The 12849-nt window shown below is 71.0% G+C and carries 11 protein-coding genes and 1 riboswitch; all 11 genes read right to left on the reverse strand.

Annotated elements, in window-relative coordinates; translation table 11 throughout:
• Nucleotides 1-27: 27 nt before the first annotated feature.
• Nucleotides 28-214: riboswitch (cobalamin riboswitch) on the reverse strand.
• Nucleotides 215-524: 310 nt separating this feature from the next.
• Nucleotides 525-2375 carry an acyl-CoA dehydrogenase family protein gene (locus OG927_RS01955; protein WP_056788012.1) on the reverse strand — a complete coding sequence of 617 codons (1851 nt, stop codon included), beginning with the start codon at nucleotides 2373-2375 and terminating at the stop codon, nucleotides 525-527.
• A gap of 426 nt (nucleotides 2376-2801) precedes the next feature.
• Nucleotides 2802-3095: a type B 50S ribosomal protein L31 gene (locus OG927_RS01960; RefSeq protein WP_056788015.1), complete on the reverse strand. Its 294-nt coding sequence runs from the start codon at nucleotides 3093-3095 to the stop codon at nucleotides 2802-2804.
• A gap of 239 nt (nucleotides 3096-3334) precedes the next feature.
• Nucleotides 3335-4216, reverse strand: a complete 882-nt coding sequence (locus OG927_RS01965) for a substrate-binding domain-containing protein (protein WP_330319582.1) — start codon at nucleotides 4214-4216, stop codon at nucleotides 3335-3337.
• Between the two features lie 54 nt (nucleotides 4217-4270).
• Nucleotides 4271-4915, reverse strand: coding sequence for a GNAT family N-acetyltransferase (locus OG927_RS01970; RefSeq protein WP_056788022.1), 645 nt, complete (start codon nucleotides 4913-4915; stop codon nucleotides 4271-4273).
• 49 nt (nucleotides 4916-4964) lie between these two features.
• The gene (locus tag OG927_RS01975; RefSeq protein ID WP_056788025.1) at nucleotides 4965-5861 is read right to left on the reverse strand and encodes a YihY/virulence factor BrkB family protein; all 897 of its coding nucleotides are present in this window, start codon (nucleotides 5859-5861) and stop codon (nucleotides 4965-4967) included.
• Nucleotides 5862-5974: 113 nt separating this feature from the next.
• The gene (locus OG927_RS01980; protein WP_124283225.1) at nucleotides 5975-6292 is read right to left on the reverse strand and encodes a cupin domain-containing protein; all 318 of its coding nucleotides are present in this window, start codon (nucleotides 6290-6292) and stop codon (nucleotides 5975-5977) included.
• A gap of 109 nt (nucleotides 6293-6401) precedes the next feature.
• The gene (locus tag OG927_RS01985) at nucleotides 6402-8030 is read right to left on the reverse strand and encodes a glycoside hydrolase family 13 protein (RefSeq protein WP_330319583.1); all 1629 of its coding nucleotides are present in this window, start codon (nucleotides 8028-8030) and stop codon (nucleotides 6402-6404) included.
• A 113-nt stretch (nucleotides 8031-8143) separates the two neighbouring features.
• Nucleotides 8144-9103: a carbohydrate ABC transporter permease gene (locus OG927_RS01990; protein WP_124283224.1), complete on the reverse strand. Its 960-nt coding sequence runs from the start codon at nucleotides 9101-9103 to the stop codon at nucleotides 8144-8146.
• Nucleotides 9104-9118: 15 nt separating this feature from the next.
• Nucleotides 9119-10078 (reverse strand): carbohydrate ABC transporter permease, encoded by a 960-nt coding sequence (locus tag OG927_RS01995; protein ID WP_056788035.1) that lies wholly within the window; start codon nucleotides 10076-10078, stop codon nucleotides 9119-9121.
• Between the two features lie 82 nt (nucleotides 10079-10160).
• On the reverse strand, nucleotides 10161-11585 hold the full coding sequence (locus tag OG927_RS02000) for an extracellular solute-binding protein (RefSeq protein WP_319099656.1): 1425 nt from the start codon (nucleotides 11583-11585) through the stop codon (nucleotides 10161-10163).
• Nucleotides 11586-11772: 187 nt separating this feature from the next.
• A complete protein-coding gene (locus tag OG927_RS02005) occupies nucleotides 11773-12768 on the reverse strand; it encodes a LacI family DNA-binding transcriptional regulator (protein ID WP_124283221.1) in 996 nt (331 codons plus the stop codon).
• Between the last annotated feature and the right edge of the window lie 81 nt (nucleotides 12769-12849).

Raw genomic sequence — 12849 nt, forward strand, 5'->3', positions numbered from 1 at the left:
GAAGCCCGTACGGAAGACCGCTCCCGGTGGGGAAGCGGGGTGCCAGCAGGTCTTCGGACTCGGGTTCGTCCGGACGGGACGCCTTCCCGGGGCACCCGAGGGTGTCCCAGTGGCTGTGGCCCCGCCCGTCCCCCTCACCGCTGCGCGTCAGCTCCGGATTCTCACCGGATTCCCTGACTCCACGTGGAGTGCGACTGGCGTCTGCAAGCTATCACGCAGCGGTACGGCGGCCCGGGGCCGTGGTCCGCCGGGGACGGAGCCGGCCGGTGCTCGCGGAAGGCGCGCGTACTCGCCGCACACCTCGGGTGCGACCGCGCGCACCGGCTGCCCGTCATGCCGTCAGCGCGTGCGGCGAACCGATTCGCCGTCGCCGGCACGGGGTGCCGTACGGCGGACGAGCAGGGACGTGGTGCCCCAGTACGCCAGCAGCAAGGCACGCAGGCCGAGGACCTCCGCGGTCTCGCGCACACCCCGGTGGCCCGGCCCCGCCTCGCCGGGTCGCCCGCGGACGGCCCGTGCGGCATTCACGCCGTGCCCGGCGACGCGAGGGCAGCCCCTGCGCGCCACGGCCCGTCGGGGTCGTCGTACGCGTCGGCGTAGCCGGGTCCGGCGATCGGCCAGTCGGCGAGCAGCTCGGCGGGCAGCGCGAAGGACTCGACGAGCAGGGGGGCGTGCGCGGCGACGGCCGCGATCAGTTCCTCGACGGCGTCGGGCAGCAGGGTGACCTGATCGGCGCTCAGCAGACCGGCTGCCAGCAGGTCGCCGCTGTTGCGGGCCACCCATTCGAGGGCGAACAGCCGCTCCAGCTCCGCCAGCCGCTCCCGGGCGGCGCCTTCGGGAAGCCCGGCACGCGCCTGCGCGAAGGCCTCGGCGGCCTGCCGGTAGGCATGGGCCTCGACTCCGCGCAACGCGGCCCCGGAGCCCGCGTTCCATCGTGCGAGCTCGTCGTCGTGGGACGCCGACAGCACCCGCTCCCTGGCGCGGCTGAACCAGATGTCCTCCACCGCCGCGGAAAGCCGGCCCAGGAAGTACGGATCGGCCAGGTCACCGGCGGTACCGACGGGCCGGGTGTCCCAGCGGTCGGGGTCGGCCGCGAAGAGCAGCTCCGCGGCGGCCTTGGTGTACAGGGCGATGTTGTCCCCCTCCGCGGTGATGGCGCCTTCCACGCCGGTGACCAGTTCGGCCATGCCGTTGTTCTCCAGCAGCGCCTGCGCCCCGCAGCGTTCACGGCACTGGACGATGACGTCGCGCGCCTGCCAGGTGATCCACGCCTTGGCGACGGCGACGAGCCTCTCCGCCGCCGGGCGGTCCTCCTCGGTGCAGACCTCCCACCGGTCCAGTGCCCTGCGGTGGAGCAGGGTCATGGCGAACACCGTCGCCAGGGCGGAGGCGAGCGGCCCGTGGTGGGTCCGGTGGGCGTTGACGGGCACCGTGCGGGTGCCCCGGGCACCGGAGATCATCCGGTGCCCGCCGTAGCGGACGGCGACCGCGAGCGTGGCTCGGGCGGAGCCGGCGGCGCAGGCGCTCATGGAGATCCGGCCGGGGATCACCCGGCCGATGGAGGTCAGGAAGCGGCGTCGGCGATCCGCCCGCGTACTGCTGAGGTCGCCCTGCCCGTCGTCCTGTGCGCCCAGCAACGCGTCCCGTTCCACGAACAGCTGGTCGAACGAGGTCAGGCAGTGGTCCACCGGGCTGCCCATCCTGGCGGGCAGGCGCCGGACGCGCACGCCCGGCAGGGCCCGCGCCTCGTCGGTGAGCGGGACGAGGAAGAGACGGATCCCGTGGTCCTCACCGTCGGCCAGCAGGCGCGCGGCGACCAGCCCGGACTTCGGGCCGCCCGTCGGGCTGGTGTTGGGCATGAACTTCTGCGCACCCGAGTTCGGGGTGTGCAGCACGAAGCCGTCACGTGCGCGGTCGTACGTCGCGGTCGTCTCCATGGACGCCGCGTCGTTGCCGTGCGCGACTTCCGTACAGAGGTAGGTGCCGATGCGGCGCATCGCCAGGTGGTCCGACAGATCGCGCCGGCCGACCGCGTCGTGGTCGAGGAGGCTGCCGAGGAAGAGGTTGTAGTGAATGCCCGCCACGGTGGTGAGCGTGGGATCCACCGGGCCGAGCCATTCGTGCAGGGCGGCGAGCGCGCGCGGGTCGGCGGCGAGCCGTGCCCCGCTGTCGAGGGAGCGGTTGAGAATCCGCAGCCGTTCGTAAGCGAGGGACAGGCGCTCCTCGGGGGTCACACCCGCAGGGCGGCGGAACGGTTCTGTGCTGATCAGCCGCTGCCAGAATCCGTGCTCGCGTCGGTGGCCGGCGCCGAGGAGGACGCCGGTCAGCTGATCGGTCGTGGACGAGGGGGCCGTATTGGTAAGGGTCGCGGTCATGCAGATCTAAACGACCGGGGCGTGGGCGAGGACACTAGCCGCTGAGGTGCAGATGTGCTGGTCAGACCTGTTGCGTGTTCTCCCCGGCCGAACGGAGCGCGCAGTCCCGTCCGATACCGGCGGCAACCGGCACCTGTGCGGGGCGTCACCGTCACCCGAAGTGATGGATTTCGGGGAGCGGTTGCGCCCCGCAGCGTTCCGTACGGAGCCGGGACGCGCGGCGAGCACCCCGGCCTTTTCCCGCCCGACCCGGATGACCGCAGGTCCGAGGTGGATCCACCCCTCGGCAACCCGCCTCCGCGCCTCGCCCCGCACGGTCGTGCCGGACCCGTTCCGTTGACGTCGATCCCGTCACCGAGCGTGACATCGGGGCGTGATCCGGGGTTGATGCGGGCCCGGAAGGGCAGCGGCGGCCGATGGCAGCACTCAGGACGCACCCTTGCCCCCTTCGTCCTTGCCGTCATCGGTCCGGCCGCCCTCGTCGCCGTACCGCCGCTCGAATTTCGCGACCTGCCCCTCGGTGTCGACCACCCGTGCCTTGCCCGTGAAGAACGGGTGGCTCTCGGCGGAGATCTCCACATCGATGACCGGGTAGCTGTTGCCGTCGTCCCAGTCGATGGTCTGTTCACTCGACGCGGTGGACCGGGTCAGGAAGGCGTAGCCGGCGGAACGGTCACGGAAGACCACGGGGCGGTACGACGGGTGCTTGTCCTGCTGCATTCCTGCTCCTGCCCTAGGGGTACGGGGATCGCGTGTCCCGCGTCCGGGCCAGCCTCGCGAACGGAGGTGGCGGCCGCGATCCGGCGCGTCCGTACGGAGCAGCGGCCGGCCGGCGGTCCTCTGCCACGCCGGGTCGTCGGCGCCCGGCCCGCGCGCCCCGAGACGCGCGCTCGTCCACCGCGCGTGCCGCCGCCGTTCCTCACGCGCCGCAGGTCCGCGCTCCGGTCGCGTGTGCCGTGTCAGCCGCCCCGCGCCACCTCCACCGCGTCCGCCACGAGCCCGAGGAAACGCGCGTGGGCCTGCGGGCTGCACACCGGTTCCGGGTTCCACGGCACGGTCCCGGCCTCCCGCACCGCCGCCGACCAGGCGGGGGCGTCGATCTCGTCGAGCGGCGTGGCGTTGGACCGGATGTCCGTCAGGACGATGTGCGGCCGCAGCTCCGCCGCCTCCGTCCAGCTCGTGGTGGACCAGTTGACCCCGACACCCTCGGCCGGGGACGCGAGGGTGACGCCGAGCTCCGCCAGCACCCGCAGCTCGGGCCACATCCGGGGACGGGCGACGTGCGCCTGCTCCCGCCCGGCCGGCGACAGCGCCACCACCCGGGGGCCGTCGGGCGCGGTACCCGTGACGGCCCGGAGCCGCTCCCGCGCCGCCGCCAGGTCCTGTGCCGCGCCCGGGGCCGGCACACCGCCGAGCGAGCGCGCCAGCACGGCGAAGCGCTCGGCCACCCGGTCCATCGTGCGGGCCTGCCCCACATCGATCACGACGACCGGGACGCGCTCCTCCAGGTGCTTGGCCGTGTCGGGGTCCAGCCCGTAGATCTGGCCGTGGCCGTAGCTGACGGCCACTACCAGGTCCGGACCGCCGCGTAACAGGGTCTCCACGTCAAGGGTGTCGCCCGCACCCCGGTAGTCCACTGAGTCCAGTGCCAGAGTCCCGGTCTTCGCGCGGTCGGGCGTCGGCCCGTCATGGCCGGAGCCGAAGATCCCCTCGGGGTGTATCCCGTGGTCCCACAGCGTCGCCCCCGCCTGGACGTACGCGAGGACCCGCGACGGGCGCAGGTCCGCCGTGGTCAGCCGTCCCCGGTCGTCCGTGAACCTCCACGCGCTCTGTTCCCTCACGTCTCACTCACCCCTCAGGACCTGCACCCCGGCCCTCTCCCGAGGTCGCATCCCCTACCTGCCCAGCCCGTAGCCACCACACCCCTCCGTGGAACGCCCCAGATAGGTCAGCGGTCCCGGGTCGGGGACGGCGATCTCGTGGAAGCCGAGCCGGTCGTAGAACGCCCTGGCAGGCGTGTTCGCCGTGAGCATCGACAAATGGACGGCGGGGACACCTCGGGCGTGGAGCGCGTCCAGGAAGGCGCGCATCAGCTCCCTCCCGTACCCCTTGCGCTGCCAGGACGGCAGCAGGTCGATGTGCAGGTGCGCCGGGTGCCCGTCCAGCTGCGGAAGGATCATGCGCTCGGGGTTGTACAGGAGGGCGGTCATGTCCTCGGTCAGGGTGCGCGGCGGCCCCGCGGGCTCGGGGAAGCGCTCCGTCACCAGCGGGAGCCACGCCTTGCGGAACATGTCCACGAAATGCCGGGTGTCCGCCGTCCCCAGGACGTAACCGACCGCCTGCCCCGCCCCGTCGTCCAGGACGAGGGTCAGTTCGGGTTCGAGGTGGGCGTACGGCTCGGCGAACAGGGCCGGCATCAGCCCCGGGTCGGCATACAGATGCCGGGAGTCACCGCCGTTGTCGGCCGTGCGGACGCAGATGTCCGCGAGGGCCTCACGATCGTCCGGACGGTAGGAACGTACGTGCGCGGCCTGGGTCATGGCTCCATCCTGCCCGCTGTGGGAGCGCTCCCACAAGGGGCGTGGGCCCTCACTCGCCGGTCTCCTCCATGCGGGCCAGTTCCACATTGAACTGGGCGCCCGTCAGCAGTGCCAGGTTGGCGAACCAGATCCAGATCAGGAAGACGACCAGTCCGGCCAGCGAACCGTACAGCCGGCTGTAGCTGCCGATGTGTGTGGCGTACAGCGCGAATCCGGCCGAGGCGACCAGCCACAGGAACGCCGCGAGCACCCCGCCGGGCAGCCCGCGCCGCACGCCCCGCGCGGTGCGCGGGCCCGTGCTGAAGAGAACCAGGATCAGACAGGCGACGAGGCAGAGCAGCACGGGCCACTTGAGGCCGGCCCACACGGTCGCTCCGGCCTGGGTCAGGCCGGTCCGTTCCCCGAACCAGCGCGCCAGCGGGCCGGTGAGGACGAGGGCGAAGGCACTGGCCATCAGCAGGACGAGCAGTCCGATGGCGGACGCGACGATGATGTGCACCTGGCGCAGCGGGGGCCTGGTGTCCTTCACCCGGTGCATGGCGTGCAGTGCCCTCCGGAAGACCGCGAGGTAGCTGGAGGCGGACCACACGGCGCTCACGCTCCCGGTGGCGACGAGCAGCCATACGGCGGTCCGCTCCTGGGTGGCCGCCTCCAGGGGCTGGCGCAGGGCCGTGCCGGATTCGGCGGGCGCGAAGGCCGTGATGTCGGTGATCAGCGTGCTGGTGGCGCCGGGGCTCGCGAGGCCGATGACGGACACGGTGACCAGGAGTGCGGGGAGCAGCGCGAGGATCGCGTAGTACGTGAGGGCCGCCGCCCAGTCGGAGAGGTCGTCGTTCCAGAGCGAGACGGGGGTCCGACGCAGGGCGGTGCGCCAGTTCGGGGGCGCCGCCCGCTCGGGCACGGGCGGGGTGCGTTCCCCGGTGGGGGCGTCGGTCCTGCTGGGCACGCTGGCACTCCGGGGGACGAAGGAAGGGGCGGCGGGCCCTCGCGGAGGGCCCGGCTGCACCTTTCTCTCATGCCTCGTTCCCGTCGGTGTATGCGGGTGCGCCCCCGGCGGTCTCAGTCGTTGACCGCGGTCAGCAGCACCACGGCGTCCTCCAGCGCCAGCAGCCCGTGCCGCTCCTGGGGGATCGGGTGCAGGCCGCCCGTGGTCAGGTCCACGTCCCCGGAGGCGGCGGTGAGACGGACCGAGCCCCGCAGCACCTGGAGCGATGCCGCGGGCGGCGCGTTGTGCTCGTCGAGGGCGGATCCCGAGGTGAGTGCGATCACCGTCTGCCGCAGCGGCTCCTGCCGCAGCAGCAGGTGCGCGCTGCGTCCGTGCGCGTTGGCACGGGCCGCGGTCAGGTGCTCGTCGGCGAGAGCGTTGAGATCGTCCATAGGTCCACTGTGCCGCAGCCACCGCTCCACCGCTCCCCCGCTTTCTCCCCTCGGGTCCGGTCCCGTGCCGGGTGCCGCCCGGCACGGGACCGCCCGGCCCCCGGTGAGGTCAGCTCCGCAGCCAGGCGGCCGTGTCGCCGGGCAGCAGGCCGGCCTCGTCCAGCGGGCCGCTGGTCAGCAGGATCTCGGTGTGGCCGGGGAGCGGAACCGGGCTGCCCGACAGGTTGACGACGCAGATCAGGCCGTGGGTCCTGGCGAAGGCGAGGACTCCGGGGCTGGACGGCAGCCAGTTCAGCCGCCCCCCGGCCGTCTCTCCGGGCCCCGCGGCGAATCCCGGCGTGCCACGGCGCAGCCGCAGGGCCTCCCGGTACAGAGTGAGCATCGATCCGGGGTCGGTGCTCTGCACGTCGGCGGCGTACGAGGGCCAGGAGGCGGGTTGCGGCAGCCAGGGTTCGCTCGCGGACCCGAATCCCGCGAACGGTTCCCCGGCGGACCACGGCAGCGGCACCCGGCAGCCGTCCCGTCCGGGGTCGACACCTCCCGAGCGCAGGTGCATCGGATCCTGGATCCGCTCCTGCGGGATGTCCGCCTCGGGCAGGCCGAGCTCCTCCCCCTGGTAGAGGTAGACGGCGCCCGGCAGTGCCAGCGACAACAGGGCGGCGGCTCGGGCCCTGCGGGTGCCGAGCTCCAGGTCGGTCGGGGTACCGAAGACCTTGGCGGCGAAGTCGAAGCCGGTCTCCCGGCGTCCGTAGCGGGTGACTGTGCGGGTCACGTCGTGGTTGCACAGCACCCAGGTGGCGGGGGCGCCGACGGGAGCGTGTTCGGCGAGGGTGTCGTCGATCGCGGAGCGCAGCCGTCCGGCGTCCCAGGGGCAGGCCAGGAAGGTGAAGTTGAAGGCCGTGTGCAGCTCGTCGGGGCGCAGGTAGCGGGCGAAGCGCTCGGAGTCCGGGAGCCAGACCTCGCCGACGAAGATGCCGTCGTACTCGTCGGCGATGGCACGCCAGGAGCGGTAGATGTCGTGGAGCTCGTCGCGGTCGGTGTACGGGTGGGGGTCGACGCCGGCGGTGAAGTCGGGGAGCGCGGGGTCCTTGGCGAGGAGGGCCGCCGAGTCGATCCGCACGCCGGCCACGCCGCGCTCGAACCAGAAGCGGAGGACGTCTTCGTGCTCCTGTCGGACCGCCGGGTGCGCCCAGTTGAGGTCGGGCTGCTCGGGCGCGAACAGGTGTAGGTACCACTGACCGTCGTCCAGCCGGGTCCAGGGGGTGCCGCCGAATTCGGAGACCCAGTCGTTGGGCGGGATCTCGCCGTGTTCGCCGCGTCCGGGCCGGAAGTGGAAGAGGTCGCGCTCGGGGCTGCCGGGGGCTGCTCCGAGCGCGGCGCGGAACCAGCTGTGCCGGTCGGACACATGGTTGGGGACGATGTCGATGATGGTGCGGATGCCCAGCTCACGGGCTTCGGCGATCAGCTTCTCCGCTTCGGCGAGGTGGCCGAAGGCGGGGTCGATGGCGCGGTAGTCGGCGACGTCGTAGCCGCCGTCGGCCAGCGGTGAGAGGTACCACGGGGTGAACCAGAGGGCGTCCACACCCAGCTCCACGAGATGGGGCAGCCGGGCCCGTACTCCCGCGAGGTCGCCGGTGCCGTCCCCGTCGCCGTCGGCGAAGCTGCGTACGTAGATCTGGTAGATGGCGGCGTCGCGCCACCAGGATGCGGTGGCCTCGGACGGACGGATGGCTGCCACGTGACGTTCCTTTCGGGCAGGGAGGTACTCCGCCGCCGGCCCCGGACGCGGGGCGTGGTGGGAGGGACCGGCGGCGGAGTGCTGGTGGGAGGCGGCGGGGCGCGGCGGGGGCGCTAGCCCTTGAGGCCGCCCGCGGTGAGACCGCTCATGATGTTGCGCTGGAAGAGCAGGAAGATCAGCAGGGTCGGTACCGACGCGATGGTGAGCGCGGCGATGAGGACGTTCTCGGGCACTCCGCCGGCCAGCGAGTAGATGCCCACGTTGAGCGTCTGCCTGCTCGGGTCGGGCAGGGTGAGCATCGGCCAGAGGAAGTCCTTCCAGACCCCGACGACCGCGAAGATGGAGACGACACCGAGGATCGGCCGGGAGATGGGCAGCACCACCGAGCGCAGGGTGCGCAGGGGTGAGGCGCCGTCGATGGCCGCGGCGTCCAGCAGTTCGCGCGGTATGGAGTCGAAGAACCGCTTCAGCAGGAAGATGTTGAAGGCGTTGGTGACGGACGGGAGCCATATCACCCAGGGCGAGTTGAGCAGGTTGCGCTCGAAGACGGGCACGTCGAGGACGGTCAGGTACTGCGGTACGACGAGGACGGTCGCGGGGATCATCAGGGTGGCGAGCATCATGCCGAGGATGACCTTGCCGAAGACCGGCCGCAGCTTGGAGAGCGAGTAGGCGGCCGCCACGTCGAGGACGAGCTGGAAGGCGAGTGCGCCGAACGCGTAGTACAGGGTGTTGAAGAGCAGCCGGGACAGGTCCATCACGTTCCAGGCCTGCGAGTAGTTCTCCGTGTGGATCGAGGTGGGGAAGGCCGTGGGCGGGCTCTGCACGACTTCCTGGGTGGTCTTCAGGCCGCCGGTGACCATCCAGTACAGGGGCCCCAGGAAGGCAAGGGTGAAGGCGAGGACCACCAGGGCGAGGACGATCCAGTAGACGGTCTTCCCCCGGCGGCGGCCCAGCTGGGCCGGTGAGATCAGGGTGCGCTGGCGGCCCTGGTCCGACGCGCGGACCCTCCTGCGCCGGCCGGCGCGCAGCCCTCCGGCCCCGCGCCGGGAGACAAGCGTGTTCGATGCCATCGTCGTGCTCCCGTCCTAGTCTTCGCTGCTGCGGCTGAGGCGTACGTACACGGCGGAGAATCCCGCGAGTACGACGAGCAGGACGAGTCCGAGGGCCGCCGCGCTGCCGTAGTTGTTGAAGTTGAAGGCGTACTGGTAGATGAGGTAGACGACCGTCGTCGTGGAGCCTTCGGGACCCGCTCCGTTGGTGAGCAGGAAGGGCTCGGTGAAGACCTGCATCGTCGCGATGATCTGCATGAGGAGCAGGAGCGACAGGATGAGCCGGGTCTGCGGGATGGTGACGTGCCAGATCTTGCGCAGCAGTCCGGCCCCGTCGAGCTCGGCCGCCTCGTACAGCTCGCCCGGGATCCCCTGGAGGGCGGCGAGGTAGATCAGGGTGGCTCCGCCCATGTTCATCCAGGTGGCCGCGATGACGACGGAGAGCATCGAGGTGTCGGGGTCCTGGAGCCATTGCTGGGCGGGGAGATGGAAGAACTCGAAGATGCGGTTGAAGAGTCCGTAGCCGGGGTCGTAGAAGTACTTGAAGAGCAGGACGGAGGCGACCGGCGGCAGCATGACCGGGAGGTAGACCAGCAGCCTCAGGTATCCCTGCGCGTGCCGGAGCTCGTTGAGCACGACGGCGATGACGAACGGGACGGCGAAGCCCAGGACGAGCGCCAGCACGGTGAAGAGCAGGGTGTTGCGCCAGGCCTGCCAGAAGGCCGGGTCGTTGAAGACGTAACTCAGGTTGGACCAGCCGGCCCAGGTCGTACGTCCGTCCTCGGTCTTCTGGAAGGCCAGGAAGAACTCCCGGACCATCGGGTACCAGGAGAAGAACGAGAAGCAGAGCACCGCGCCGATCAGGAAGCCGTGCGCGGAGATGTTGCGGCGCAGGGCACGCACGAACTCCTCGCGAGCGGAGTCCCGCCCGGCCGGGCGGTGGTGTCCACGTGGTGCCGGGCTCGGCTTGCGCGTGGACAGGGTGGGGGCCGACATGGTGTCTCCTCGGTGCCGGTTCAGTCACTCGCGGTCGGGCGGTCGGGATCGCGGGGCCGGGCAGCCCGGCCCCGCGCGTCCGTCACTGATTCGCCAGTACCTGGTTGACCTGCTGCTCCGCGGTGTCGAGCAGCTTGTCGATGTCGGCGTCCTCGTTGGTCAGGACTCCGGACATCGCGACGTCGAGGATCTTGTAGATCTCCTGGGCCTTCGGCGGCTCGGCCTTGCCCTGGACGGGGTTGTCCGTGAAGGCCTTGAAGTTCTCGACCGGCATGGTCGCGTTCGCGGCGCGTGCGGCGTCGTCCGCGGCCTTGCTCCGGCCGGTGAAGAAGTTCGGCTGCGGCAGCCCGACGGGCAGCTGGTCCTTCTTGGTGCGCGCCCAGTCGAACTGCCCCTTGCCGGGACTGAGGTTCTTGAAGTTCAGCCAGGCGATGGCGGCCTTGATCCTGTCGGGTGAACTGCCCTTCTTGATCATGTAATTGTTGCCGCCGAAGAGCGTGCCCTGCCCGCCGGGGATCGGGCCGAGCCCGAAGTTCTCGTACTCCGCACCGAGTTGCTGCACCATGTAGGCGATATCGTCGGGCGCGGCCAGGAACATGCCGAGCTTGTCGGTGGATATCCGCTTCTGCAGATCGCCCCACTTCAGCAGCTGGGTCTGCCCCATGCTGTTGTCCTCCCAGCGCATGTCGTGCAGCTGCTGGAGGACCTGCTTGCCCTTCTCGTCGTTGAAGGCGGCCTTCTTGCCACTGGCGTCCACCACGTCACCGCCGAGGCCGTACTGCGTGGCGGCGAAGTGCCAGCCGCCGTTGTTGCCGGCGCTGTATTCTCCGAAGCCGGCGACGCCCTTCCCGAGTGCCGCGATCTTCTTGGACGCCGCGCGGACCTCTTCCCATGTGGACGGCGGGGTGTTCGGGTCCAGGCCGGCCTGCGTGAACAGCTTCCGGTTGATCATCAGGCCCATGGTGTAGTTGCTGGTCGGCAGGGCGTACAGCTTGCCGTCCTTGCGGGCCACGTCGATGACCTGGGGCTGGATGTCCTTCAGCGCCGGGACGGACGTCTCGGTGACGTAGGCGGAGATGTCCTCCGCCCCGTCGTTGTCCAGCACCTGCTGGAGGTCGGTGAAGTAAGCGTAGAAGACGTCGGGCTGCGACTTTCCCTTGAGCATCGCCGTGAAGCGCGGCGGCTCCAGACACTGTCCGGGCGTGGACTTCCCGTTGATCCTCACGTTCGGGTAGATCTTTCCGAACGCCTTGATGTCCTCGTTCCACTCCCGCAGTTCCGCGGCCTTCGCGGCCGGCGGCATGCAGTCGATCGACAGCGTCACCTCGGCCTTCGGGTCCAGCGGTGCTGACGGATCGGACGAGCCGCTGCCGGAACCGCTGTCGTCTTCCTCGCTGTTGCTGCTGCTCGTGCCGCAGGAGGCAAGGGCAGTCAGGGCGAGAGCGGTGACGAGCGCGGCGGCGGAGGTTCGACGTGTGCGAGAACGGCGGAAGCCGGCACTTCTCATCGGTGGTCCCCTTCGGGCATGAGCATGGAAGGCCCTCGGCGAACTCTCCGCCGGGGCGCGGCTCACTCAACCACCGCCGACATGTGAACGCAATATCTCGCGCACTTTTCGTAAATGCTTGACAGCCTTCCGCATCCGGCTCATGGCGCACGTCGGCGCCACAGGCCGCCCGGCCCCGCGCAGCCCGTCAGCGGCGTACCTTCGCGGTCGACCCCCGGACCACGAGCTCGGGCTCGAAGAGGAGCTCGCCGGGCGGCACGGCGCCGCCCTGGATGAGCGTGGAGAGCAGTTCGACGGCAGCCCGGCCCATCGCCTCGATCGGCTGACGGACCGTGGTCAGCGGCGGGTCGGTGCAGTTCATGAAGGCGGAGTCGTCGAAGCCGACGACCGAGACGTCCTCGGGGACCGCGAGGCCGCGTCGGCGGGCGGCGCGCACGGCACCCAGGGCCAACGGGTCACTGGCGCAGACGATCCCGGTGACACCTCGCTCCAGCAGGCGCGAGGCCGCCGCCCGGCCGCCCTCCAGCGAGAACATGGAGCGCTCGACGCGGTCCGCCGGGAGCGCTCCCGCGACGGCGAGCGCCGCGGCCAGCTTGCGCCGGGAGGGCACATGGTCGGAGGGCCCGAGCACCAGGCCGATGCGCTCGTGCCCGAGCGACACGAGATGGCGCCACGCCCGCTCGACCGCGACGGCGTCGTCGCACGACACACAGGGGAAGTCCAGGCCCTCGATGGGAGCGTTGATGAGCACGACCGGAATGCGGCGGTCGGCGAGCCGGCGGTAGTGGTCGTGGGGCTCGTCCGCCTGGGCGAACAGCCCTCCCGCGAAGACGACGCCGGACACCTGCTGCTGGAGGAGCAGTTCGACGTAGTCGGCCTCGGAGACGCCGCCCTTGGTCTGGGTGCACAGCACGGGCGTGAGCCCCTGCTGTGCGAGGGAGCCGCCGATCACCTCGGCGAAGGCCGGAAAGATCGGGTTCTGCAGCTCGGGCAGGACCAGGCCCACCAGGCGGGCCCGTTCGCCGCGCAGCTGGGTCGGGCGCTCGTATCCCAGCACGTCGAGCGCGCTCAGCACGGACTCGCGGGTCGTCCGGGAGACTCCGGGTTTGCCGTTGAGTACGCGGCTGACCGTGGCCTCACTGACCCCTACCTGCTTCGCCACCTGGGCAAGTCGTCGCGTCATGGCCGCAACGCTAGCGCAATCTTTGCAAACTACCGACTTCTTCCCGCAAGGTGCGTACGGGAAGGGTGACGGAGGGGGTGG

This window comes from Streptomyces clavifer, assembly GCF_036345975.1.
Taxonomy (GTDB): Bacteria; Actinomycetota; Actinomycetes; order Streptomycetales; family Streptomycetaceae; genus Streptomyces; species Streptomyces clavifer.

Bases quoted from the DNA above. Each gene is read 5' to 3' on its own strand.
- OG927_RS01980 (WP_124283225.1), bottom strand. From the start codon at position 6,292: ATGGACGATCTCAACGCTCTCGCCGACGAGCACCTGACCGCGGCCCGT.
- OG927_RS02005 (WP_124283221.1), bottom strand. From the start codon at position 12,768: ATGACGCGACGACTTGCCCAGGTGGCGAAGCAGGTAGGGGTCAGTGAG.
- OG927_RS01955 (WP_056788012.1), bottom strand. From the start codon at position 2,375: ATGACCGCGACCCTTACCAATACGGCCCCCTCGTCCACGACCGATCAG.
- OG927_RS01970 (WP_056788022.1), bottom strand. From the start codon at position 4,915: ATGACCCAGGCCGCGCACGTACGTTCCTACCGTCCGGACGATCGTGAG.
- OG927_RS01960 (WP_056788015.1), bottom strand. From the start codon at position 3,095: ATGCAGCAGGACAAGCACCCGTCGTACCGCCCCGTGGTCTTCCGTGAC.
- OG927_RS01990 (WP_124283224.1), bottom strand. From the start codon at position 9,103: ATGGCATCGAACACGCTTGTCTCCCGGCGCGGGGCCGGAGGGCTGCGC.
- OG927_RS01995 (WP_056788035.1), bottom strand. From the start codon at position 10,078: ATGTCGGCCCCCACCCTGTCCACGCGCAAGCCGAGCCCGGCACCACGT.
- OG927_RS02000 (WP_319099656.1), bottom strand. From the start codon at position 11,585: ATGAGAAGTGCCGGCTTCCGCCGTTCTCGCACACGTCGAACCTCCGCC.